We start from the raw sequence: 24,509 nt of genomic DNA on the forward strand, positions 1-24,509 counted from the left end.
GGGATTTCTGCTACTACTTGCAGGGAGATTGATTTAGCGCAATTTTGGCGGTAGCTGACTACCGCCAGAGAGGTATTTGCCCGAGCGTCAGGCGGAGAAAAACGCCATCAGCAGAGGCACTAACAGACTCAAAATAAAGCCGTGGACGATGGCTGCCGGGACCATTTCCAGGCCGCCGCTGCGTTGTAAAACGGGCAGGGTGAAATCCATTGATGTCGCGCCGCATAATCCCAGCGCGGTAGAGCGGCTGCGGCCCACCATTCCTGGAATCAACATAATGGCGATCAGTTCACGGGCCAGGTCGTTAAAGAAGGCGGCACTACCAATTACGGGTCCGAACGATTCGGTCAACAGAATACCGGACAGGGAATACCAGCCAAAACCTGATGCCATCGCCAGCGCGGTTTTCAGCGGCAGACCGAGGATCAATGCATTGATAACCCCCGCCAGCATCGAACTGGCGACGACGACGACGGCTACGATCATCCCCCGACGGTTCAGTACAATTTGCTTTAAGGTCATACCGCTGTTGCGCAGTTGGATCCCCACCAGGAACAGTAAAAAGATTAACGTATATTCGCTGGCTTCGGTGGCATGCTGCAGAATGGGAAGCCCAGTGAGGCCGAGCAGGAAACCGATGACGACGACGCCGCAAAGCTGGAGCGACTCAAGCGCCATTGCAATTCGCGAGGGGAGTTTTTCTTGCTTGTGGTTGTGTCTCCAGGGCAGCGAACGCTCCAGCCAGAACAGCGCCGCAATATTACACAGTATAATGACCGTCACGCTGACCGCAGAATAATGAAGAATAGCTAACAGGTTGCTGGCGAGATTATCCAGAAACGCCAGGCTAATACCCATAAAAAAGAGAATAAGGTAGACGATCCAGCTCAACAGGCGATTGATAAGTTGTAATGCAGTCCTGTGCCGGAGCGGAATAAGGTAGCCCACAATAAGGGGAACCAGAATGATTAACAGCCCTGAAAACATGAAAACCAGATCCTTGCTGAGAAGTAAGACGAAATGCGCTAGCACACACTACTCAAAGCAAAGAGGGGAGTAAAGTTGCAAATAAAAGGAAATATAGAGAGGATAAAAAAGACCTGACTTGCGCCAGGCCTTTTTTGTTAGCGATTAATCGCGTTTTTCCAGCAGAGTGCGGTAAATAAGGCCGCCGAGTACCCCACCGATAATCGGCATAACCCAGAAGAACCACAATTGTTGCAATGCCCAGCCGCCCTGGAAAATGGCTACTGCGGTACTACGTGCCGGGTTTACGGAGGTGTTGGTGACTGGAATACTGATCAAGTGGATCAAAGTTAACGCCAGACCAATTGTGATAGGTGCAAAACCTGCCGGAGCATGTTTATCGGTCGCGCCGTGGATCACTAATAAGAAGCCTGCGGTCAGAATAATTTCAATGACGACGGCAGAAAGCATGGAATAACCGCCTGGTGAATGTTCACCAAAGCCGTTTGATGCAAAACCACTGGCCGTTGCATCAAAACCCGCTTTACCGCTGGCAATAAGATACAGTGCCGCTGCTGCAACAATACCGCCTACAACCTGAGCAATAACGTAACCAATAACATCTTTTGCCGGGAAACGACCGCCAGCCCATAAACCGAAGGTTACCGCCGGGTTAAAATGCCCACCTGAAATATGACCCACGGCGAATGCCATGGTTAATACGGTCAGGCCGAATGCCAGCGCGACACCGGCAAATCCAATTCCCAATTCCGGGAATGCGGCTGCCAGCACTGCACTACCGCACCCACCAAAAACGAGCCAAAACGTACCGAAGAATTCAGCTGCTAATTTCCTGAACATAACCACCTCAATTAAAAGTTCCGGGTTCGTATTCCTTGCCCGGTAATTCATCGCTAAAAGGGACGATGATGAAAGAGCGGGTATTTTAGAAAAAAATATCATCCCTTCGCCAGTTAAATTGATGAAAAAATTTGATTTAAGGCAATATGTTGCGATTCCTTTTTGAATCTTGGGTGAATGAAGCATAGTCCAATTAGCGAAAGGACGATGATTAAGTTCTGAAATTATATTCAGGAGAAAACATAAGAAGAATATTCTTATTTTTTTTGCTTTTGCGATTCACGCCAGATTGATATCGGGTGTCCTGAGCCCCCGCTTGCCGTTATACTCCTGATAACTTGAAGGAAAAAGTTAGCATTTCCGGAGGCTATATGATTCTCGAACGCGTTGAGATTGTTGGATTTCGTGGTATTAACCGTCTGTCGTTGATGCTGGAGCAGAGCAACGTGCTGATTGGGGAGAACGCGTGGGGTAAATCCAGTCTGCTGGATGCCTTAACCCTGCTGCTGTCGCCGGAGCCAGACTTGTATCATTTTGTCCGCGAGGATTTCTGGTTCCCGCCGGGCGATATACAGGGCCGGGAACACCACCTGCACATTATCCTGACGTTTCGTGAATCCCAGCCGGGTCGTTACCGGGTACGTCGCTATCGCCCTCTGGAAGCCAGCTGGACGCCGTGCCAGGATGGCTATCACCGCATTTTTTACCGTCTGGAAGGCGAGTGTGCGGATGACGGTAGCGTTCTGACCTTGCGCAGTTTTCTTGACGGCGACGGCCATCCATTACCTCTCGATGACATTAACGATCAGGCGCGGCATCTTGTGCGCCTGATGCCGGTTCTGCGTCTGCGCGACGCGCGATTTATGCGCCGGATCCGCAACGGTACCGTGCCGGATTCGGCGGACGTCGAAGTCACCGCCCGCCAACTGGATTTTCTGGCGCGTGAGCTGGCTACCCGACCGCAAAACCTGACCGACGGACAGATCCGCCAGGGGTTATCGGCCATGGTGCAGTTGTTGGAGCACTATTTTTCCGAGCAGGGGGCTGGCCAGTCCCGTTACCGTCTGATGCGCCGTCGCTCCAATAACGAACAACGGAGCTGGCGCTATCTGGACATTATTAACCGCATGATTGATAAACCCGGCGGACGTACGCACCGGGTTATTCTGTTGGGCCTGTTTTCGACCCTGTTGCAGGCCAAAGGCACGCTGAGGCTGGATAAAGACGCCCGACCTTTATTGCTGGTGGAAGATCCGGAAACGCGTTTACATCCCATCATGCTTTCGGTGGCCTGGCACTTGTTGAATTTACTGCCTCTGCAGCGAGTGGCGACAACCAACTCCGGTGAGCTGTTATCCCTTACGCCCGTGGAACATGTTGTTCGTCTGGTTCGTGAATCATCCCGCGTCGCCGCATGGCGGCTGGGGCCGGGTGGGATCAGTGCAGAAGATAGTCGGCGAATCGCATTTCATATTCGTTTTAATCGTGCGTCATCGTTGTTTGCCCGCTGCTGGTTGCTGGTAGAAGGCGAAACGGAAACCTGGGTTATTAACGAACTGGCCCGTCAGTGCGGACATCACTTTGATGCAGAAGGGATTAAGGTAATTGAATTCGCCCAGTCCGGTCTTAAGCCGCTGGTTAAATTCGCCCGCCGGATGGGTATCGAGTGGCATGTGTTGGTCGATGGTGATGAAGCCGGGAAAAAGTATGCGGCCACGGTGCGCGGTTTGTTGAATAACGACAGAGAGGAAGAACGCGATCATTTAACCATGCTCCCCGCGCTGGATATGGAACACTTTATGTATCGCCAGGGGTTTGCTGATGTCTTTCACCGGGTGGCGCAAATCCCGGAGAACGTGCCCATGAACATGCGAAAAATTATCTCCAAGGCGATACATCGTTCGTCAAAACCGGATTTAGCCATTGAGGTAGCGATGGAAGCCGGGCGGCGCGGCGTTGACGCAGTGCCAACGCTGCTGCGAAAAATGTTTTCCCGCGTGCTGTGGCTGGCACGCGGCAGAGCGGATTAGTGGTGAAACATCGACGACAGCTGCGAATGGATGCTGTCCAGTAGCTGATAGCGGCGGCGGTATTCTGCGCGTTTTTTGCTGGCAATATCCGCCTCGCTTTTTCGCGCCAGCGTGCGCGGAATATGATAGTACCCGTGTCTGTCGCACTCGCCGCCAACCGATTCCCAAAATGCGTTGTAGTCGGAATGAATTACCTTATTTTTATCGTGGTAGCGTTGGCTGCGAAAGATATGCTGTTCATTGCTGACTGCCATAACATTATCGATGTTCAATCGTTCTGCTAACCGGCAAATGGCTTCCATTACAATACGTTTTGGGAATATCCCGTGACAGGACTTGGTCGCTTTTTGGATTGCTTCGTGAGGAAGTTGCGCATTGCCCTGCACACCGCCAATAAATAATGTACTTTTGCCATTATATTCGCAGAACGTAAACGTCATTTTAGTCAGCACGTCGCCGTCGCCATTTTGCACCTGAATAGTGCTCTCTCCCTCTTTATCCAGCACCGGGAACATCATCATGGTTACGGTAAATATATCGCCATCTTTGCCTTCAATTTGCGCGAGCTGTAAGCCGTCATTGCTTAATAAGGCGTTAAATTCTGCGGGTAAAAATGCATGGCGGATAACATTATAATGAAAACGCACCGCGTCTAAACGCATTTTACGGGTGAAGTTTGCGGCAAGGTAAGGACGATGCAAACGCACCGGCAGTCGGGGTTGGTGGGATAGCAGGTTTTCAAGATCCGGCCATTGGGCCAGTTCTGTCATCCATTCCTGGGTGAGGCGAGGTATCAAGAGTGAGCGCCAGATAAACTTACGACGAAAGCTCCGCTTATCCCAGCAATGTGCGGGACGTAAATGACCGCTGCTCAGGCTGTAAAAAAGACCAAAGCTGGTGACGGGTTTGGTGGAAAGAAAAGTGCTTTCAGTTAGTTGACTCATAATATAAATCCGATTGATACCCTGGTACTAATTTCAGCACAGCGGATCTTAACCATTCATCAATAACTCTGTTATTCTTGCGCTTTTCAACGGCGATTTATTTAACGTTGATGTTTAGCACTCCACTCTGGTGGACGTATTGGGGGAATTGGGACATTTATGAAGCTCAAGGGAAAAATCAAAAAACGCTATTTTCTGTTCGCCATCATCCTTATTGTGGCGGTAATTGCACTTTGGCGAACGCTTAATGCGCCTTTACCTCAGTATCAAACATTAATTGTTCGTCCGGGCGATCTGCAGCAAAGCGTGCTGGCTACCGGTAAACTGGATGCGCTGCGTAAAGTTGACGTCGGGGCGCAGGTCAGCGGGCAGTTAAAAACGCTGTCGGTCGCGATTGGCGATAAAGTCAAAAAAGATCAGTTGCTCGGCGTAATCGATCCTGAACAGGCGCAAAACCAAATCAAAGAGGTTGAAGCGACGCTAATGGAATTGCGCGCCCAGCGTTTACAGGCAGAAGCTGAGTGGAAACTGGCGCGGGTGACGCTTTCCCGTCAGCAACAGCTGGCAAAAACCCAGGCCGTTTCACAGCAGGATCTCGACACGGCGGCCACCGAAATGGCGGTCAAACAGGCGCAAATTGGCACAATTGACGCGCAAATTAAACGTAATCAGGCTTCTCTCGATACGGCAAAAACCAACCTTGATTACACCCGCATTGTCGCGCCAATGGCAGGCGAAGTAACGCAAATTACTACCCTGCAAGGGCAAACCGTTATTGCCGCTCAGCAGGCACCTAATATTCTGACGCTGGCGGATATGAGCACCATGCTGGTAAAAGCGCAAGTTTCTGAGGCTGATGTAATTCACCTGCAACCTGGGCAAAAAGCCTGGTTTACCGTACTGGGCGATCCGCAGACGCGCTACGAAGGCACGCTGAAAGATGTTCTTCCGACGCCAGAGAAAGTGAATGATGCGATTTTCTACTATGCCCGCTTCGAAGTTCCCAATCCGAAAGGGATCCTGCGTCTGGATATGACCGCGCAGGTCCATATCCAGCTCACTGATGTCAAAAATGTTCTGACGATCCCGCTGTCGGCACTGGGCGATCCTATTGGTAACAACCGCTATAACGTCAAGCTACTGCGTAACGGCGAAACCCGCGAACGTGAAGTGGTTATCGGCGCGCGGAATGATACCGATGTGGAGATCGTGAAAGGGCTGGAAGAGGGTGATGAAGTCATTACCGGCGAGGGCAACGCTGGAGCTGCAAAATGACAGCATTGCTTGAACTGAGCCATATCCGCCGCAGCTATCCCTCAGGTGAAGGCCAGGTTGAGGTGTTGAAGGACGTATCCTTGAGCATTCAGGCCGGGGAAATGGTGGCGATTGTCGGGGCGTCGGGTTCGGGTAAATCGACGCTGATGAACATTCTCGGCTGTCTGGACAAACCTACCAGCGGTACGTATCGGGTTGCCGGACGGGATGTCTCCACGCTGGATAGCGATGCGCTGGCACAGCTGCGCCGTGAGCATTTCGGCTTTATCTTCCAGCGCTATCATTTGCTGTCACATTTAACCGCGGCGCAAAATGTCGAGGTGCCTGCGGTCTACGCTGGCACCGAGCGTAAGCAGCGCCTGGCGCGTGCGCAGGAATTACTCCAGCGGCTGGGGCTGGGCGACAGGGTTGATTATCAACCTTCTCAACTTTCCGGTGGTCAGCAGCAGCGGGTCAGTATCGCACGTGCACTGATGAACGGGGGACAGGTTATTCTTGCCGACGAACCCACCGGTGCACTGGATAGCCATTCCGGCGAAGAGGTGATGGCGATTTTGCATCAGCTGCGCGATCGCGGACACACGGTAATTATCGTCACGCATGACCCGCAGGTTGCCGCACAGGCCGAGCGGGTCATTGAAATTCGTGACGGCGAGATTGTGCGCAATCCGCCGCCACAGAAACCCTCTGGTGGACGCGATATCGCGGAGCCAACGGTGAAAACGGCATCCGGCTGGAGCCAGTTTGTCAGCGGATTTCGTGAAGCGCTTACCATGGCCTGGCTGGCAATGGCTGCGAATAAGATGCGAACGCTACTCACCATGCTTGGGATCATCATCGGTATTGCTTCTGTGGTGTCGATCGTGGTGGTAGGCGATGCGGCTAAACAACTGGTACTGGCAGATATTCGCGCTATTGGTACTAACACCATTGATATCTATCCTGGCAAAGATTTCGGCGACGACGATCCGCAATATCAACAGGCATTGAAGTATGACGATTTGACGGCGCTACAGAAGCAGCCCTGGGTCAGTTCGGTAACACCTGCAGTGTCGAAGAACCTGCGGTTACGCTATGGCAATATCGACGTTGCTGCCAGTGCTAACGGCGTTAGCGGCGACTATTTCAACGTCTATGGCATGACATTTAGCGAAGGGACCACCTTTAACGCCGAGCAACTGGCGGGGCGCGCTCAGGTGGTGGTGCTCGACAGTAATACCCGGCGCCAGTTGTTCCCCAATAAAGCGAAAGTTGTCGGCGAAGTCGTGCTGGTGGGAAATATGCCGGCCACGGTAATTGGCGTTGCAGAAGAGAAACAGTCGATGTTCGGCAGTAGCAAGATCCTGCGGGTCTGGCTGCCCTACAGCACCATGTCCGGGCGAATTATGGGGCAGTCGTGGCTGAACTCGATCACCGTGCGAGTAAAGGATGGTTTTGACAGTGCCCAGGCCGAACAGCAACTGACCCGACTGTTGACGTTGCGCCACGGTAAGAAGGATTTCTTCACCTGGAATATGGACGGTGTCTTGAAAACCGCTGAAAAGACCACACGTACATTACAACTCTTCCTGACGCTGGTGGCGGTGATTTCGCTGGTGGTTGGTGGGATTGGCGTGATGAATATTATGCTGGTTTCGGTAACCGAACGAACGCGTGAGATTGGCATTCGTATGGCGGTAGGCGCGCGTGCCAGTGATGTGCTGCAACAGTTCTTAATTGAAGCGGTGTTAGTGTGTCTGGTTGGCGGCGCGTTGGGCATTAGCCTGTCGATGCTGATCGCCTTTACACTTCAGCTATTCCTGCCGGGCTGGGAAATTGGATTCTCACCCGTCGCGCTGTTGACGGCGTTCCTGTGTTCGACTGCAACAGGGGTGTTGTTTGGCTGGCTACCGGCGCGGAATGCGGCACGTCTGGATCCAGTAGATGCTCTGGCGCGGGAATAATGCCACAGAGATAAAAATGCCAGCCGCAAAGGCTGGCATTTTGACTGCAGGATGTACACAATGAGACAGAAGAGCTATGCGACAGCTTCTGCTTCAATGACAGGCACGATGACACTGGCATGATTGCCTTTTGGCCCCTGGTGGACATCAAACTGGACAGACTGTCCGGCTTTTAGCGTTCTGTAACCATCCATCTGAATGGTGGAATAATGGGCGAAAATATCTTCGCCGCCGCCTTCGGGGCAAATGAAACCAAACCCTTTGGCGTTGTTGAACCACTTAACAGTACCCGTTTCCATACTTCGACATCCTTCGTAAATCTTATATAAGTAAGATGGAATGAACCGGTGGCGGAGTGGGGGCTGTTCAAAACCTCGCCAACTCTCGAAACTACAATTTAGAGAAATCAGGCGGGGCGTCAAGCGCCAGGCAGACAGAATAGGGTAAAAATGCATCAAAATTTGAAGCAGTTAACGCTATTGTCGGTTATGTGACAGATGTCGCGGATGGCACTAATAGATGATAGTTATCTAATACTTGAGGTAGATTGATTGTGCGCATAGGCTGCTTGTCAGCGGCAAAATTTTCTGCCGGAAACCGTAACTGAAGATGACGACTGACAATGGGTAAGACGAACGACTGGCTGGATTTCGATCTGCTGGCGGAAGACAAATTGCGCGACGCGCTAAAACCGCCATCTATGTATAAAGTGATATTAGTCAATGATGATTACACTCCGATGGAGTTTGTTATTGACGTGTTACAAAAATTCTTTTCTTATGATGTAGAACGTGCAACGCAACTGATGCTTGCAGTTCACTATCAAGGCAAAGCGATTTGCGGCGTGTTTACTGCCGAAGTGGCTGAAACCAAAGTAGCGATGGTGAACAAATATGCGAGGGAGAACGAGCATCCGTTGCTGTGTACGCTGGAAAAAGCCTGAATGCAGGCATAAACATTGGGGGAGGTGCCTATGCTCAATCAAGAACTGGAACTCAGTTTAAACATGGCTTTCGCCAGAGCGCGCGAGCACCGACATGAGTTTATGACCGTCGAGCACTTGTTACTGGCGTTGCTCAGTAACCCGTCGGCCCGCGAAGCGCTGGAAGCGTGTTCTGTGGATCTGGTGGCGCTCCGTCAGGAACTCGAAGCCTTCATTGAACAGACCACACCTGTATTGCCTGCCAGTGAGGAAGAGCGCGACACGCAGCCGACGTTGAGTTTTCAGCGTGTACTGCAACGTGCGGTCTTTCATGTTCAGTCCTCCGGACGTAATGAAGTTACCGGCGCAAATGTGCTGGTTGCTATCTTCAGCGAGCAGGAATCTCAGGCGGCTTATCTGCTGCGTAAGCATGAAGTAAGTCGTCTTGATGTGGTGAATTTTATCTCTCATGGCACGCGTAAAGACGAACCCAGCCAGTCTTCTGACTCTGGGAATCAGCCAAATAACGAAGAGCAAGCTGGCGGGGAGGACCGTATGGAGAACTTCACGACTAACCTTAACCAGCTTGCCCGAGTGGGCGGAATTGATCCGCTCATTGGCCGGGACAAAGAGCTGGAGCGCGCCATTCAGGTACTGTGCCGTCGCAGAAAAAACAATCCGCTGCTGGTGGGAGAGTCCGGTGTCGGTAAAACCGCCATTGCCGAAGGCCTCGCCTGGCGTATCGTCCAGGGTGATGTGCCTGAAATCATGGCTGATTGTACCCTTTACTCCCTGGATATCGGCTCGCTGCTGGCAGGCACTAAATATCGCGGTGATTTTGAGAAACGCTTTAAGGCGCTGCTGAAACAGCTGGAACAGGATACTAACAGCATTCTGTTTATCGATGAGATCCACACCATTATCGGTGCGGGTGCGGCATCGGGCGGCCAGGTGGATGCGGCTAACCTGATCAAGCCGCTGCTCTCCAGCGGTAAGATCCGTGTTATAGGCTCCACAACCTATCAGGAATTCAGCAATATCTTTGAAAAGGACCGTGCGTTAGCGCGCCGTTTCCAGAAAATCGATGTCACTGAACCATCGGTAGAAGAGACCGTGCAGATAATCAATGGTCTGAAGCCGAAATACGAAGCGCACCATGACGTCCGCTATACCGCCAAAGCGGTGCGTGCAGCGGTCGAACTGGCGGTGAAATACATTAACGATCGTCATCTGCCGGATAAAGCGATTGACGTGATTGATGAGGCGGGCGCACGTGCGCGTCTGATGCCGGTCAGCAAGCGCAAGAAAACCGTCAACGTGGCGGATATTGAGTCCGTAGTGGCCCGCATTGCGCGGATCCCGGAGAAGAGCGTATCGCAGAGCGATCGCGACACGCTGAAAAATTTGGGCAACCGTCTGAAAATGCTGGTATTCGGACAGGATAAAGCCATTGAGGCGCTGACTGAAGCGATCAAAATGAGCCGTGCCGGTCTGGGACACGAGCATAAGCCTGTCGGTTCGTTCCTGTTTGCCGGACCAACTGGCGTCGGTAAGACCGAAGTCACGGTGCAGCTCTCCAAAGCCCTCGGCATTGAACTGCTGCGTTTTGATATGTCCGAGTACATGGAACGCCACACAGTCAGCCGTCTGATTGGTGCGCCTCCAGGATATGTCGGTTTTGACCAGGGCGGTTTGCTGACTGATGCTGTTATTAAGCATCCGCATGCGGTACTGCTGCTGGATGAAATCGAAAAAGCGCACCCGGATGTCTTTAACCTGTTGCTGCAGGTGATGGATAACGGCACGCTGACCGACAATAACGGGCGTAAAGCGGATTTCCGCAACGTGGTGCTGGTCATGACCACCAACGCTGGTGTACGTGAAACTGAGCGTAAATCGATTGGGTTGATTCATCAGGACAACAGTACTGATGCGATGGGCGAAATCAAAAAAGTGTTTACGCCGGAATTCCGTAACCGTCTCGACAACATTATCTGGTTCGATCATCTCTCTACCGAGGTGATTCATCAGGTTGTTGATAAGTTTATCGTCGAGCTTCAGGTTCAGCTGGATCAGAAAGGTGTCTCTCTTGAAGTGAGTCAGGAAGCACGTGACTGGCTGGCAGAGAAAGGCTATGACCGCGCAATGGGCGCACGTCCAATGACGCGTGTTGTCCAGGATAACCTGAAAAAACCATTGGCTAACGAACTGCTGTTCGGTTCGCTTGTGGATGGTGGCCAAGTGACCGTTGCGCTGGATAAAGAGAAAAATGAGCTGACCTATGGTTTCCAGAGTGCACAAAAGCACAAGCCAGAAGCAGCACATTAATCTTTAATCACCTAATGAGCCGGGCGTAATGCCCGGTTTTTTTTCGCCTGAAAGTAAAGATTTGAATTGGGGAGATTCGGAGAGTTTAAATGGCAGGCAAAAAATAAGCCTGCGTAAGGGAGATTACGCAGGCTAAGGAGGTGGTTCCTGGTACAGCTAGCATTTATGGGTTATGTTTTTCAGCGGAGGGGATAATACCCTTAATGAACGAAACGGTATGTGATCGATTTCTAAGAATCTTCCGAACGCTGAAAAATAACCGTAATTAACTACTTAGCATGCGGGTTTCGTGTGGACTCGCTGGCAAAATTACGCATCAACAATGCATAATTCAGATCGATATCCTCTGGTACAGGCATCCACACGGTGTAACCATCGCCCGGCGCAACTGGCATGGCTTCGCCTTTCGCGTTTTCCATCTGCTCGAGAGTAAAGTTGATGTTGCCCTGTGGGGTCATCAGCTCCAGGCTGTCGCCGACGGTGAATTTGTTTTTTACCAGCACGGCCGCCAGTTCACCTTTACGTTCGCCGGTGAATTCGCCGACAAACTGCTGACGCTCGGAAACAGAGAAGCCGTATTCGTAGTTTTGATAGTCGTCATGTGTATGGCGGCGCAGGAACCCTTCGGTGTAACCACGATGCGCCAGGCCTTCCAGCGTTTCCAGCAGTTGCGGGTCGAACGGTTTACCGGCTGCGGCATCATCAATGGCTTTACGATAGACCTGCGCGGTACGTGCACAGTAATAGTACGACTTGGTGCGGCCTTCGATCTTCAGGGAATGCACGCCCATCTGCGTCAGGCGCTCAACGTGGGCAATGGCACGCAAATCCTTCGAGTTCATGATGTAAGTGCCGTGCTCGTCTTCGAATGCGGTCATGTACTCACCCGGGCGCTGGGCTTCCTCAATCATAAAGACTTTGTCTGTTGGTGCGCCAATACCCAGCGTGGGTTCGACGTTTTGTACCGGGATAGGCTCGTACTTATGCACGATATTGCCCACTACATCTTCTTTCCCTTCCTGTACGTTGTATTCCCAGCGGCAGGCATTGGTACAGGTACCCTGGTTTGGGTCACGCTTGTTGATGTAGCCAGAGAGCAGGCAACGGCCGGAGTAAGCCATGCACAGCGCGCCGTGAACGAAGATCTCAAGCTCCATATCCGGCACCTGGGTGCGGATCTCTTCAATTTCTTCCAGCGACAGCTCACGGGAGAGGATCACGCGGGTTAGCCCCATCTGCTTCCAGAATTTCACCGTCGCCCAGTTTACGGCGTTAGCCTGTACCGAAAGGTGAATGTCCATGTCAGGGAAGTTTTCGCGCACCAGCATAATCAGACCAGGGTCTGACATGATCAGTGCATCCGGCCCCATTTCCACCACCGGTTTCAGATCACGAATGAAGGTCTTCAGCTTGGCATTATGTGGGGCAATGTTAACCACCACATAGAATTTTTTACCCAATTCATGGGCTTCATTAATACCGAGCTGCAGGTTTTCGTGGTTGAATTCGTTGTTGCGTACGCGCAGTGAGTAACGCGGTTGGCCCGCATACACAGCGTCTGCGCCATAGGCGAAAGCGTAACGCATGTTTTTCAGCGTTCCCGCCGGGGAAAGGAGTTCCGGTTTAAACATAATTTTCTCGTTCTGATGACAGGTCAGACTCGCCTCACTCAATGAGGCGGTTAGGGGAGTGCCCCCATATTAAGGGCGGGCATTGTAGCGCTGCAGGGAAGGCAGGTAAAGAAAAACGCCGGGCGACAGCGTTGCGTTACCCGGCTGAGCGAGTAATTATCAGGTCTTATCTTTTATCGTCTGACTGACACCATTGGTCTTAACCGAAGTAATACCGGTCTCGCGTGACTGTTCATTCGCATACAGTTGACTGCTACCAATAATCTGGTGGTTTGCAGCTTTCAGGTTGAAATGTAATTTTCCATTAGCCGCTGTTTTTTTCTCATAACGCTCATCCAGAGGGCTGTTAGCCTGGACAGATGCGATCCCTTTTTCCGCAGCGCCTTTGGTAGTGTAAAGCTCGCTGGTAAGGATTATTTCCCCGTTCCCAGCTTTAAGAACAAAGCGGTACTGATCATCGCTACTTTTACTTAATTCAAACCAACCAGCCATATGAACTCCTTGATTAAAAGTTTTAGATCAAACAGTTATTGACGACAGTGTTGTCAGAAAGAGTATGAGCGATATTTGGAGAGTTGCTAGTCACCAGGGCCCCATGGAGCAGCGGGCCCTGAAGGGCAGGAGTGTTTAAGCAATTCGGCAGGCGTCGGCTTCCCAGCGATACCCCACGCCATAGACCGCGCGGATAAACGACTGCTCAGCATCCAGTGACTCCAGCTTGCGTCGCAGGTTCTTAATATGGCTGTCGATGGTGCGGTCGGTAACGACGCGATAATCGTCATAGAGATGGTTAAGTAATTGTTCTCGGGAGAATACTTTTCCCGGCTCATGTGACAACGTTTTAAGTAAGCGGAATTCGGCGGGCGTTAAATCGAGCATCTTCCCACGCCAGGAGGCCTGAAAACGGCCTTCATCGACGATAAGCGGGCTTTCTGCATCCATTTGTTGTAGTTCGCGCTGCGGTTTGCATCGGCGCAGGATCGTTTTAACGCGCGCGACGACTTCGCGCGGGCTGTACGGTTTACAAATATAATCATCTGCACCGATCTCCAGCCCCAGCAGGCGATCAATCTCTTCGATTTTAGCGGTTACCATCATGATGGGGACTTCTGAGAAGCGGCGGATTTCCCGACACAGGGTCAGACCATCGGTACCGGGCAGCATCAGATCCAACAAGATCAGATCGGGCGGTGTTTGGCGCACGTAAGGCAGAACCAGGTCGCCGTGGCTGATGAGCGTAGGAGCGTAGCTCGCTGCCCGCAGGTAGTCGATGAGCAGTTGCCCCAGCTTGGGTTCGTCTTCCACGATCAGAATACGCGGCGTGTTTTCATCAATGGGTAACTCAGTCATACATCTCTCTGTAAATCGCGTTCCAGCGGTAACTCTACTGTAATGCTAACCCCACCAAAAGGCGAATGGGCGGCGCGGATCAGACCATTATGCGCTTGTACGATATTGACGCAAATCGCCAGCCCCAGCCCGGAACCTCCGCTGGCGCGGTTACGCGAGCCTTCGGTGCGATAAAATCGTTCAAACAGCTTCTGTAACTGCTCGTCACTTACGCCGGGAGCGGAATCTGCGAAGGTTAATAACACCATACGTTCGCGTTGTTCGGCGCTGATGTGCAGCCCGCCACCGCTGTCGGTATAACGCAGACTGTTTTCCAGCAGATTGTTGAACAACTGCATCAGACGATCCCTGTCGCCAAATACCGTCATGCTGTCCGGGAGCGAGAGTTGAATCGTCAGTCCACGGCTGGCAAAGCGTTCACGAAATGCGCCGCTTGCCACCTCAAGCAGCGGGATAAGATCCAGCGATGATTTCTGATAGGCCAGCGCACCTTCATCTGACATGGAGAGCTGATGAAGGTCGTCAACCAGTTTGGTGAGCGTACCCACTTCAGCCTGCAAAGAGGCAACGGAGTCGGGCGTGAACTGGCGGACACCATCCTGAATGGCCTCCAGTTCACCGCGCAACACCGCCAACGGCGTGCGCAGTTCGTGAGAAATGTCGGCCATAAAGTCACGACGCATCTGCTGGTTTTTTTCCAACGTACTGGCGAGCTGGTTGAAGTCCTGCGCCAGCTTGCCTAGCTCATCCGTACTGGTTGGCGTAACGCGAGTGGTGAAATCGCCCGCCGCCAGTTTGTGCGTGCCTTCCACCAACCGTTTAACCGGGGCCAGCAGGCTGCGCGCCAGCGTAAACGTTGCCAGCGCAGCCAGAATCGTGGAGAGCGCGACGATAAGCCAGCTGGAACGTCTTTGCTGCATGTCGAAATTGATATCGGTATTACGCGTTAAACGCTCCACCGGAGAGGCAATCACAGCACCCACTTCGCTACCGTTGACGCGGATGGGATGGCGCATACCGTCGCGGGGGACAGGAGCCCGCGGGCCGACCAGTACGTGGGCATTTTGATCGACAACCCAAAACTGTGTACGCCAGCCGTGTGGCGGCATGCCTGGACCCGGTTTATCATCGTCGTTGTCGTGTTCAAAAGAGCGCAGGATCTGGAAAACGAAACGATCGTTATTGCGTAAGAATCGCCAGTTGCCGTGCTGCGCGTACTGCTCGCTTAACGCGTCGCTGAGCATTTGCAGCCGCTGTTCGTTACCGTGCTTAATATAGTCGATAAAACCGCGTTCGAAGCTTATGCGTACGGCCCAGTGCATGCTGATCAGCAACACAATGCAGGTGGCGAAAATCGCCAGAAACAGTTTGCCGGTGATACCGGGCCGCCAGAACTTCATCAGGTGCTCCTTTTGCGTCGTGAAATCACCGCATTGGTTTGCGTGTCGTTCGGCACGCGGGCAAAAATAATGGCGGGCAGCGCAATAATGAATGCAATGCACAACCAGGTATACATAAAGACGCTATGCGTACTACCGCTGTCGATGGCGATATGCTGCTGGCCAAACATGCCTAACAGCAGACCCGCGATGGTCACCCCGATACTCATCGACAGCTGCATGATCATCGACAGCAAGCTGTTGCCGCTGCTGGCGAGATCGTCAGGCAGATCTTTTAACGTCAGGGTATTCATGGATGAAAAGCGCGTTGAGTTGACCATTCCCTGTAAAAACAGCACGAAGGGCAGGGCGTAATACCAGCCCAGCAGTGCCGTGGTCATTAGCAACAGACTGACCAGCGACAGGCCAAGCGTGGTGGTAATCAGTACGCGACGATAACCAAAGCGGTTAACGACCTGCACCACAATGCGCTTCATGCCCATACTGCCCAGCACCATCGGGATCATCATCAGTCCGGCATGAAACGGTGAAAAACCGAGGCCAATCTGTAAAAACACCGGCGTCATAAACGGCAGCATACCGCTGCCGATGCGACCGGCAAAACTGCCGAACAGACCTAGCGAGAAGGTCGATGTGCGAAACAGATTCAGGCTAAACAGCGCGCGGGGATTTCGATGGGCGTGTTTCAGATACAGCGCAATAGCCAGCACCCCGCAGATAACCAACGCCGCCAGCGTGATACTGGAGAGGCCTGTTCCTTTGCTGCCATCGAGCGCCAGCGTCAGAACCGCCATACCGACCGCCAGCATCGCGAATCCGGAGAGGTCGAAGCGTCGGGTTTGCATGGTGTAGTTGGGCATCAGCATTAACGTCGCTATCGCGCCGACAATGCCTACCGGAATGTTAATCAAAAAGATCCAGTGCCAGGAGGCGTATTCAACCAGAATTCCGCCTAACGCTGGGCCCAGCAGCGGGCCGATTTGACCGGGTAAAGTGACAAACGTCATCGCCGCCATATATTGCTCACGCGGGACGATTTTCATCACCGTCAGCCTGCCGACTGGCACCATCATCGCACCGCCAACGCCTTGTAAGACGCGCGCCATCACCAGCTCGTTGAGCGTGCTGGACCAGGCGCAAAACAGCGAACCAAGCGTAAACAGGATAATGGCGGTGAAGAAGATATTACGCACGCCAACTTTGTCCGCCAGCCATCCGCTGGCGGGCAGCATCACGGCAACGGTTAAAACATATGACACTATGACCATATGCATGTGTAACGGGCTTTCCCCGAGGCTTGCCGCCATCGAGGGAAGCGCGGTATTAACGATGGTGGTATCCAGCGACTGCATAAAAAAACCAAATGCCACAATCCAAAGTTGCCAGCGGGTGCTGTCGGGAAGTTCTGTCATAACTCTGCTACCGGTTTGCTGTTTTTACGCGAAAACTGCAGACGCAGACGGTCGAAAAAGAGATAGACCACAGGCGTAGTGTACAGCGTCAGGAGCTGGCTCACGACCAGTCCACCGACAATGGTTATCCCCAACGGCTGGCGCAGCTCGGAGCCATCCCCTGCGGATAACACCAACGGCAGTGCACCAAACAACGCCGCCAGCGTGGTCATCATTATTGGGCGAAAGCGCAACAGGCAGGCCTGGAAAATAGCTTCTTCCGGCTGCAGCCTACCGTTTCTCTGCGCTTCCAGCGCAAAATCGACCATCATGATGGCGTTTTTCTTCACAATTCCAATTAATAGCATGATCCCTATCAGGGCGATTAGGCTGAACGGGGCATTGAACAGCTCCAGCGCCAGCAAAGCCCCGACCCCTGCCGAAGGTAGCGTGGAGAGAATGGTCAGCGGATGTACATAGCTTTCATACAGCATACCCAGCACGATATAGACGGTGGCGATGGCGGCGATAATCAGGATCACCTGCGAGTTCATCGTGTCCTGAAATACCTGGGCGGTACCGGCAAAGCTGCCACGAACCGTGGAGGGGACGCCGAGCTGGGTCATGGTTCTGTTGATGGCCTCTGTCGCTTCTGACAGTGAAGAACCTGTCGGCAGGTTAAACGACACGGTTGAGGCGGCAGATAATCCCTGATGGTTTACCGACAGTGGGGCATTCGCTGGCTGCCATTTGGCAAAGTACGATAACGGGATCGCTTTACCGTCATTGTTGATGACGAACATTTTGTCCAGTGCGCTGATGTCCTGGGTGTAACGTCGATCGACCTCCATCACCACTTTGTACTGGTTCATCGGCTGATAGATGGTTGAAATTTGTCGCTGACCAAAGGCGTTATTCAGCAGGCTGTTGGCGGCCGCCACGTCGATCCCAAGACGAGACATGGTGTCGCGATCGTAAATCAGATTCATCTCCGCGCCATTGTCCTGCTGATCGGAGTTGACGTCCGCCAGTTGGGGCAGGGCGGCAAGCGCCTTACGGATCTTCGGTTCCCACTCACGCAGCGCCGCCAGATCGTCGGACAGTAATGTGTATTGATAGCTGGCGTTGGCCTGCCGTCCGCCAACGCGGATGTCCTGCACCGCCATCAGAAACAGATTCGCACCTGGTTCTTTTGAAAGCGCAACGCGTAGGCGGTCGATCACCTGCTGAGCGGTTTCACGGCGCTCATCGCGTGGCTTGAGGGTAATAAACATCATCCCGCTGTTAACCCGTGACCCACCGGTAAAGCCGGTGACATTGTTCACCGCGGGATCGTCGCGGATGATCTTCATAAAATCCTGCAGTTTACCGCGCATCGCCTGGAAAGAGATGCTCTGGTCAGCCTGGATCCCTCCCATCAATACGCCCGTATCCTGCTCCGGGAAGAAGGTTTTGGGGATGGAAATATAAAGCCAGATATTCAGCGCAATGGTGCCGAGTAATACCACGCCCACCAGTCGCGTGTGGCGCAGTACCCATTTAAGTGAAGTGCCGTAGCTTTGCTGCAGCGCTACCAGCATGCGACCAAATCCCCGTTTACGCGACTGTTCACGCGGGGCACTGGATTTAAGCATCCAGCCGCACATCATTGGCGTTAATGTCAGCGACACCAGCAGCGAGATACCGATGGCAACCGACAGCGTGACGGCAAATTCGCGCAGCAGGCGTCCAGGCAATCCGCCCATTAACAGCAGCGGCAGGAATACCGCCACCAGCGACAGGCTCATGGAAAGCACAGTGAATCCCACTTCGCGCGTACCCTGTAACGCCGCCTGGAGTGGCTTCATTCCCGCTTCCAGGTGGCGGGCAATATTTTCCAGCACCACGATGGCGTCATCTACGACAAATCCCGTGGCAATGGTTAACGCCATCAACGACAGGTTGTTCAGGCTGAATCCGCACAGATACATGGCGGCAAAGGTACCGATCAGCGAGACCGGAACCGCTACCGCGGGGATCAGAGTCGCACGCCCGGATCGCAGGAAAACAAAGACCACCAGGATAACCAGCGCCACGGAGATAATCAGCGTCTGTTCGACTTCCTCTAGTGAAGCGCGAATGGTCGGTGAACGGTCCTGGGCGATTTGCAGATCGATGGCGGCCGGGACCAGCGTTTGTAACTCCGGTAATTTGGCGCGAATGCTATCTACCGTCTGAATAATATTGGCTTCCGGCAGCTTGCGGATCATCAGCAGAATGGCCGGTTTGGCGTTGGTCATCCCCGCGTTACGAACGTCCTGTACAGAGTCGGTTATAGACGCAACATCACCCAGTCGCACCGCTGCGCCGTTGTTATAGTGGATGATAATAGGTTGATATTCGGCGGCGGTTTTCAGCTCATCGTTAGTTTGTACCTGCCAGCGATGGGTATCATTCTCGATAGCACCCTGCGGCTTACGCACGTTGGCATTGTCGATCGCGCTACGCACGTCGTCCAGCGACACGCCCTGGTTAAACAGCGCCTGCGGGTTGAGTCCTACCCGCACGGCAGGCAGAGAACTGCCTCCAACGTCCACGTCGCCCACACCGTCGATTTGCGCGATGGTCTGCGCCAGTTGTGTTGATGCGAAATCGTACAGTTCACCCTGCGAGTAAGTGTCCGACGTCAGCGTCAGGATCATGATTGGCGCATCGGAAGGGTTAGCTTTGCGATACGTTGGTCGGCTCGGCATCCCGCTGGGCAGCAGGCTTTGCGCGGCGTTAATCGCGGCCTGAACGTCCCGCGCCGCGCCATTGATGTCACGGTCGAATTTGAATTCGAGAATAATACGCGTACTGCCAAGCGAACTACTCGAAGTCATTTCGTTTACGCCCGCGATGCGGCCCAGCGAGCGCTCCAGCGGAGTTGCGACCGAAGACGCCAACGTTTCAGGGGAGGCACCGGGTAATGATGCGCTGACCATAATCACCGGAAAATCCACCTGCGGCAGCGGAGCGACCGGCAGCAGACGAAAGCCCAGAATACCGCACAGGGTGATAGCCACCGAAATGAGAATGGTCGCCACCGGCCGATGAATGAAAAGCGCGAAAAATTTCATTTACGCTTCCTCTTCCTGACGCGGGAAACGGCTTTTCACATACAGCGACAGACGGTCAAACAGCAGATAAATTACCGGGGTGGTAAACAGGGTTAATACCTGACTCACAAGCAGTCCACCGACCATGCCAATGCCTAACGGACGGCGTAACTCTGCGCCCACACCGGTACTTAACATCAGCGGCAACGCGCCGAGCAGTGCCGCCAGCGTAGTCATCAGAATTGGGCGGAAACGCAGCAGACAGGCCTGGAAAATAGCATCGCGCGGCGCCATGCCTTGTTCGCGCTCCGCGGCAAGGGCAAAGTCGATCATCATGATGGCGTTTTTCTTGACGATACCGATGAGCAAAATAATGCCAATAATCGCGATGACGTCCAGTTCGCTGCCGGCAATCATTAACGCCAGCAGTGCCCCGACGCCTGCCGTCGGCAGCGTGGAGAGAATAGTAATTGGGTGAATAAAGCTCTCATACAGCACGCCGAGGACGATATACATCGCGACAACTGCAGCCACAATCAACCAGATGGTATTTCCCAGCGCGGCCTGGAAGGCGAGCGTGCTACCCTGGAACTGGGTAGTAATATTTGCGGGCAGGTTAAGCGTTTTTTCGGCATCCAGAATCGCCTGTACCGCATCACCCAGCGAATGTTCGTCTGGCACGTTGAACGAGATGGTGGTGACCGGGAACTGATCGAGGTGGTTAATCGACAGCGGGGCAAAACGCTGTTCAATACTGGCGATCGCGCTGAGCGGTACTATGCCACCGTCGCTACTGGTCAGACGTATTGTATCCAGTGCCGCAAGCCCCGGCGTATTGTTGGTGTTATGTTCTAACACCACGCGATATTGATTTGCCTGGGTGTAAATAGTCGAAATCAAACGCTGGCCGAAGGCGTTGTACAGGGCGTTGTCGACATCTGACATGCTGATGCCCAAACGGCTTGCACTGTCGCGATTGACGTTCACATACGCTACCAGCCCTTTGTCCTGCCAGTCGCTGCTGACGTCGGACAGTTGCGGTAGCTGATTTAGTTTTGCTATCAGCTGTGGAACCCAGGTGCTGAGGGCATCAAGGGATGTCGCTTGCAGCGTGAATTGATATTGCGTCCGGCTCACCTGAGTATCAATCGTCAGATCCTGAGTAGGCTGAAGATAAAGGTCAACTCCGGGAACCCTGTCAACCGCGTCCTGTAAGCGCGCAATCACTTTCTGCACCCGATCGTCACGTTCATCCAGTGGTTTAAGGTTGATTTGCAAACGCGCACTGTTCAATGCCGGATTAGTACCATCCACACCGACAAAAGCGGTCAGGCTCTCTACCGCCGGATCTTTAAGGATGACATCTGAAACCTGACGCTGGCGCTCGGCCATGCTGGCGAATGAGCTGGACTGCGGCGCCTGTAGCGTACCCTGGATAATGCCGTTGTCCTGGATTGGGAAGAAACCTTTGGGGATGAAAACCCATAGCATGACGCTCAATGCCAGCGTGCCGAGCGCTACGCTAAGTGTGAGCCACGGGTGGTTAAGTACTTTTGCCAGCCAATGACCGTACCCGGCGATGACGCGATCAAACATTCGCTCTGAGGCGCGGGAGAAGCGATTCTGCTTACGCAATGAGGCCTGATTCAGCATACGCGCGCACATCATCGGCGTAAGAGTGAGCGAGACAACGGCAGAAATCAGAATCGCCACCGCCAGCGTAACGGCGAATTCACGGAACAAACGCCCGACGATATCGCCCATGAATAGCAGTGGGATCAATACCGCAATCAATGAAAACGTCAGAGAGATGATGGTAAAACCAATCTCGCCTGCGCCCTTCAGGGCAGCAGTCAGAGGTTTTTCGCCTTTTTCGATATAGCGTGAAATATTCTCGATAACCACGATAGCGTCATCCACAACAAAGCCTGTCGCGATGGTTAGCGCCATTAAGGTCAGGTTGTTGATGGAGAAATCAAGAAATACCATCACCGCGAAGGTGCCGATTAACGACAACGGTACGGCGACTGCAGGAATAATCGTCGCCGGAACATTGCGCAGAAACAGGTAGATAATCATCACCACCAGCGCTATCGCCAGCATCAACTCGAACTGGGTGTCTGCAACAGAGGCACGAATATTGGTGGTGCGATCGGAAAGTACGCTGACCTTAACCGATTTGGGCAGGCTTTCGGTGAGCTGTGGCAGCATCTGGCGGATACTGTCTGCCGTGGCGATGATGTTCGCCCCAGGCTGGCGCTGCACATTCATCACTATAGCTTGTTGCTTATTTGCCCATGCACCTAGCCAGCTGTTTTCTGCTCCTTGTTCGACGGTAGCGACATCGCCCAAGCGAACCGGTGCACCGTTTTTATAGGCAATAATGAGCTGACGATATTCATCTGCGGACTGCATTTGGTCGTTAGCTGAAAGGGTAACGGCGCGCGTTGGGCCATCAAGACTCCCTTTTGCTGAATTGACGTTGGCACCGGTAATGGCCGTACGGATGGTTTCGCTGGTAAGACCGAGTGCGGCAATGGCCTGAGCGTTAAGTTTCACGCGGACCGCCGGACGTTGCCCACCGGAAAGTGTTACCAGACCCACGCCGGATACCTGAGAGATTTTCTGCGCGACGCGGGTTTCGACCATATCTTCCACCTGCGTCATCGGCATGGCGCTGGAAGTGACCGCCAGCGTCATGATCGGCGGATCTGCCGGGTTTACCTTGCTGTAGACCGGAGGGTTAGGTAGATCGCTAGGTAATAAATTGGTGGCGGCGTTAATCGCGGCCTGAACTTCTTGCTCGGCAACATCCAGCGGGAGCGTCAGTTGAAACTGTAACGTAACGACCGATGCGCCACCGGAGCTTTGTGATGACATCTGTTTTAAGCCAGACATCTGGCCAAACTGACGTTCAAGCGGCGCGGTTACCGCCGAGGTCATAACGTCCGGGCTGGCGCCAGGGTAGAGCGTCACGACCTGAATCGTGGGGTAATCCACTTCAGGTAAGGCGGCGATTGGCAGAAAGCGATAACCGATAATACCGGCAAGCAAAATCGCGACCATCAGCAGCGTAGTGGCGACGGGGCGCAGAATGAACAGGCGCGATGGTCCGCCTGTGTTGTCCGGAGGTAACACCTGCATCAGGAGTTGGCTCCTTTTTTGCCGTATCCGCGTGGCGCTGTTTTCTCATCGGAAACAGAGGCGTCGTGCGCCTCAACGACTTCGACTTTTGCGCCTTCCGTCAGACGGTCAATACCGTCAGTCACGACCCGATCGCCTGCGGACAACCCAGCGGCGATCACCACTTTTTGGCTGTCCTGAATACCCGGTTTAACCAGATGCTTACTCACTTTGTTGTCGCTATTCAGTACCCAGACAAAGTGCCCTTCGTTGCCCATCTGCAGGGCTGCTGTTGGGATCACAACGGCATTTTGCTGTGTGTCGACCAGCATGCGGGCGTTGACGAACTGGTTAGGGAATAACGCATCATCCTGATTGTTAAAACGGGCTTTAACTTTGATGGTTCCTGTAGTGGCATCAATCTGATTGTCGAGACTGAGCAGGACGCCTTCACTCAGTTTTTGTGAATTGGTTCGGTCCCAGGCTTCGACCTTCACCTGGCTCCCCGATTTTTGTGCCTGCAACACGGTAGCAATGTCGTTTTCAGGCAAAGTAAATATCAGGTCGATGGGATGAGTTTGCGTAATGACGACGATCCCGGTGGTATCGCCGCTGGAAATTTGGTTACCGACATCGACCTGCTTCAGGCCGACACGACCATCGACAGGTGCGGTTATCCGACTCCAGTCGAGCTGCAACTGAGCGCTGGCGACACTGGCTTCATCCGCTTTGATTGTGCCTAACGTCTCATTGACCAGCGCCTGCTGGGCATCCAGCTCCTGGCGGGAGACCAGATTGGTTTTAACCAACTGTTGATAGCGGGCAAGATCGCGACGGGCATTCGCCAGCGTGGCTTTATCTTTTGCCAGTTGTCCCTGCGCCTGAGCCAGAGCGACTTTGAACTGGCTGGGATCTATCTCTGCCAGCAGGTCGCCGGCTTTTACCTGTTGTCCTTCCTCAAAGTGTAAGGCAATGAGCTGACCGTCCACCCGGCTACGTACCGTGGCGGTATTGGCGGCAGTAATGGTACCCAGCCCTGTCAGGTAACGTGGAACGGCTTCCTCGGTGGCGGTGGCAGCCTGCACGGGAGCCAACGGTCCGGAGCGCATTCCACGGCGTGCCGACCCAGGCGTGTGCTGCGCTGGTTTGGTAGCGCCCGGTGCGGTTTCCTGGGAAGCGCTGTGGCTTTGCCAGAACCAGATGGCGGCGACGGCGGCCACGACGATCACGATTGCTATCACCCAGCGGGATTTATTACTGCCTTTCAT

Annotated in this window: 17 protein-coding genes; 5 read left to right on the top strand and 12 right to left on the bottom strand. The window is 53.3% G+C overall.

All coding sequences use genetic code 11. The features are described 5' to 3' along the window. Positions 1–87 precede the first annotated feature (87 nt). Both OGX66_RS20220 and aqpZ read right to left on the bottom strand, forming a co-directional pair. Positions 88–987 (bottom strand): LysO family transporter, encoded by a 900-nt coding sequence (locus OGX66_RS20220; RefSeq protein ID WP_016150624.1) that lies wholly within the window; start codon positions 985–987, stop codon positions 88–90. Positions 988–1,131: 144 nt separating this feature from the next. Next, on the bottom strand, positions 1,132–1,827 hold the full coding sequence (gene aqpZ / locus OGX66_RS20225; RefSeq protein ID WP_270932388.1) for an aquaporin Z: 696 nt from the start codon (positions 1,825–1,827) through the stop codon (positions 1,132–1,134). A 371-nt stretch (positions 1,828–2,198) separates the two neighbouring features. Between aqpZ and OGX66_RS20230 the strand changes: the two genes are divergently transcribed. Next, complete coding sequence (locus tag OGX66_RS20230) at positions 2,199–3,857, top strand: ATP-dependent endonuclease (protein ID WP_286512162.1); 1,659 nt, start codon at positions 2,199–2,201, stop codon at positions 3,855–3,857. Here the strand turns inward: OGX66_RS20230 and OGX66_RS20235 are convergent. Further along, positions 3,854–4,801 (bottom strand): VirK/YbjX family protein, encoded by a 948-nt coding sequence (locus OGX66_RS20235; protein WP_032939152.1) that lies wholly within the window; start codon positions 4,799–4,801, stop codon positions 3,854–3,856. The genes OGX66_RS20230 and OGX66_RS20235 overlap by 4 nt on opposite strands. A gap of 159 nt (positions 4,802–4,960) precedes the next feature. Here OGX66_RS20235 and macA point away from each other — a divergent pair, with 159 nt between their 5' ends. Beyond that, positions 4,961–6,076, top strand: a complete 1,116-nt coding sequence (gene macA / locus OGX66_RS20240) for a macrolide transporter subunit MacA (protein ID WP_088903290.1) — start codon at positions 4,961–4,963, stop codon at positions 6,074–6,076. Next, the gene (macB, locus tag OGX66_RS20245; protein WP_003840216.1) at positions 6,073–8,019 is read left to right on the top strand and encodes a macrolide ABC transporter ATP-binding protein/permease MacB; all 1,947 of its coding nucleotides are present in this window, start codon (positions 6,073–6,075) and stop codon (positions 8,017–8,019) included. Before macA ends, macB begins: the two co-directional genes overlap by 4 nt. Before the next feature lie 74 nt (positions 8,020–8,093). Here macB and cspD read toward each other — a convergent pair whose 3' ends face one another. Then, entirely contained in the window at positions 8,094–8,318 is a 225-nt protein-coding gene (cspD, locus tag OGX66_RS20250) for a cold shock-like protein CspD (RefSeq protein WP_003036813.1), read from the bottom strand. A 323-nt stretch (positions 8,319–8,641) separates the two neighbouring features. On the opposite strand from cspD, the gene clpS reads away from it, so the two are divergent. Together clpS and clpA are read left to right on the top strand one after the other, a co-directional pair. Beyond that, a complete protein-coding gene (clpS, locus tag OGX66_RS20255) occupies positions 8,642–8,962 on the top strand; it encodes an ATP-dependent Clp protease adapter ClpS (protein ID WP_003036810.1) in 321 nt (106 codons plus the stop codon). Between the two features lie 30 nt (positions 8,963–8,992). Continuing rightward, entirely contained in the window at positions 8,993–11,269 is a 2,277-nt protein-coding gene (gene clpA, locus OGX66_RS20260) for an ATP-dependent Clp protease ATP-binding subunit ClpA (RefSeq protein ID WP_003036804.1), read from the top strand. A gap of 269 nt (positions 11,270–11,538) precedes the next feature. Here clpA and trhP read toward each other — a convergent pair whose 3' ends face one another. The 8 genes from trhP to OGX66_RS20300 form a co-directional block, all read right to left on the bottom strand. Beyond that, a complete protein-coding gene (trhP, locus tag OGX66_RS20265) occupies positions 11,539–12,900 on the bottom strand; it encodes a prephenate-dependent tRNA uridine(34) hydroxylase TrhP (protein WP_003844346.1) in 1,362 nt (453 codons plus the stop codon). A gap of 159 nt (positions 12,901–13,059) precedes the next feature. After that, on the bottom strand, positions 13,060–13,392 hold the full coding sequence (locus OGX66_RS20270; RefSeq protein WP_003841759.1) for a YegP family protein: 333 nt from the start codon (positions 13,390–13,392) through the stop codon (positions 13,060–13,062). A gap of 135 nt (positions 13,393–13,527) precedes the next feature. After that, complete coding sequence (gene baeR, locus OGX66_RS20275; protein WP_003036797.1) at positions 13,528–14,250, bottom strand: envelope stress response regulator BaeR; 723 nt, start codon at positions 14,248–14,250, stop codon at positions 13,528–13,530. Continuing rightward, entirely contained in the window at positions 14,247–15,650 is a 1,404-nt protein-coding gene (gene baeS / locus OGX66_RS20280) for an envelope stress sensor histidine kinase BaeS (protein ID WP_003844344.1), read from the bottom strand. The genes baeR and baeS overlap by 4 nt, the downstream gene beginning before the upstream one ends. Further along, complete coding sequence (locus tag OGX66_RS20285; protein ID WP_044711356.1) at positions 15,650–17,062, bottom strand: MFS transporter; 1,413 nt, start codon at positions 17,060–17,062, stop codon at positions 15,650–15,652. Before OGX66_RS20285 ends, baeS begins: the two co-directional genes overlap by 1 nt. Further along, positions 17,059–20,139 (bottom strand): multidrug efflux RND transporter permease subunit MdtC, encoded by a 3,081-nt coding sequence (mdtC, locus tag OGX66_RS20290; protein WP_044711355.1) that lies wholly within the window; start codon positions 20,137–20,139, stop codon positions 17,059–17,061. The genes OGX66_RS20285 and mdtC overlap by 4 nt, the downstream gene beginning before the upstream one ends. Continuing rightward, the gene (locus OGX66_RS20295; RefSeq protein WP_003844339.1) at positions 20,140–23,262 is read right to left on the bottom strand and encodes an MdtB/MuxB family multidrug efflux RND transporter permease subunit; all 3,123 of its coding nucleotides are present in this window, start codon (positions 23,260–23,262) and stop codon (positions 20,140–20,142) included. It abuts the gene before it with no gap. Beyond that, a complete protein-coding gene (locus tag OGX66_RS20300) occupies positions 23,262–24,509 on the bottom strand; it encodes an MdtA/MuxA family multidrug efflux RND transporter periplasmic adaptor subunit (protein ID WP_044711353.1) in 1,248 nt (415 codons plus the stop codon). Before OGX66_RS20300 ends, OGX66_RS20295 begins: the two co-directional genes overlap by 1 nt.

The sequence above is a fragment of the Citrobacter sp. Cf072 genome, assembly GCF_030334485.1.
GTDB classification, from domain to species: domain Bacteria; phylum Pseudomonadota; class Gammaproteobacteria; order Enterobacterales; family Enterobacteriaceae; genus Citrobacter; species Citrobacter freundii.

Bases quoted from the DNA above. Each gene is read 5' to 3' on its own strand.
- cspD (WP_003036813.1), bottom strand. From the start codon at position 8,318: ATGGAAACGGGTACTGTTAAGTGGTTCAACAACGCCAAAGGGTTTGGT.
- aqpZ (WP_270932388.1), bottom strand. From the start codon at position 1,827: ATGTTCAGGAAATTAGCAGCTGAATTCTTCGGTACGTTTTGGCTCGTT.
- baeR (WP_003036797.1), bottom strand. From the start codon at position 14,250: ATGACTGAGTTACCCATTGATGAAAACACGCCGCGTATTCTGATCGTG.
- mdtC (WP_044711355.1), bottom strand. From the start codon at position 20,139: ATGAAATTTTTCGCGCTTTTCATTCATCGGCCGGTGGCGACCATTCTC.
- macB (WP_003840216.1), top strand. From the start codon at position 6,073: ATGACAGCATTGCTTGAACTGAGCCATATCCGCCGCAGCTATCCCTCA.
- clpA (WP_003036804.1), top strand. From the start codon at position 8,993: ATGCTCAATCAAGAACTGGAACTCAGTTTAAACATGGCTTTCGCCAGA.
- OGX66_RS20285 (WP_044711356.1), bottom strand. From the start codon at position 17,062: ATGACAGAACTTCCCGACAGCACCCGCTGGCAACTTTGGATTGTGGCA.
- OGX66_RS20235 (WP_032939152.1), bottom strand. From the start codon at position 4,801: ATGAGTCAACTAACTGAAAGCACTTTTCTTTCCACCAAACCCGTCACC.
- OGX66_RS20300 (WP_044711353.1), bottom strand. From the start codon at position 24,509: ATGAAAGGCAGTAATAAATCCCGCTGGGTGATAGCAATCGTGATCGTC.
- baeS (WP_003844344.1), bottom strand. From the start codon at position 15,650: ATGAAGTTCTGGCGGCCCGGTATCACCGGCAAACTGTTTCTGGCGATT.
- trhP (WP_003844346.1), bottom strand. From the start codon at position 12,900: ATGTTTAAACCGGAACTCCTTTCCCCGGCGGGAACGCTGAAAAACATG.
- clpS (WP_003036810.1), top strand. From the start codon at position 8,642: ATGGGTAAGACGAACGACTGGCTGGATTTCGATCTGCTGGCGGAAGAC.
- OGX66_RS20220 (WP_016150624.1), bottom strand. From the start codon at position 987: ATGTTTTCAGGGCTGTTAATCATTCTGGTTCCCCTTATTGTGGGCTAC.
- OGX66_RS20270 (WP_003841759.1), bottom strand. From the start codon at position 13,392: ATGGCTGGTTGGTTTGAATTAAGTAAAAGTAGCGATGATCAGTACCGC.
- macA (WP_088903290.1), top strand. From the start codon at position 4,961: ATGAAGCTCAAGGGAAAAATCAAAAAACGCTATTTTCTGTTCGCCATC.
- OGX66_RS20295 (WP_003844339.1), bottom strand. From the start codon at position 23,262: ATGCAGGTGTTACCTCCGGACAACACAGGCGGACCATCGCGCCTGTTC.
- OGX66_RS20230 (WP_286512162.1), top strand. From the start codon at position 2,199: ATGATTCTCGAACGCGTTGAGATTGTTGGATTTCGTGGTATTAACCGT.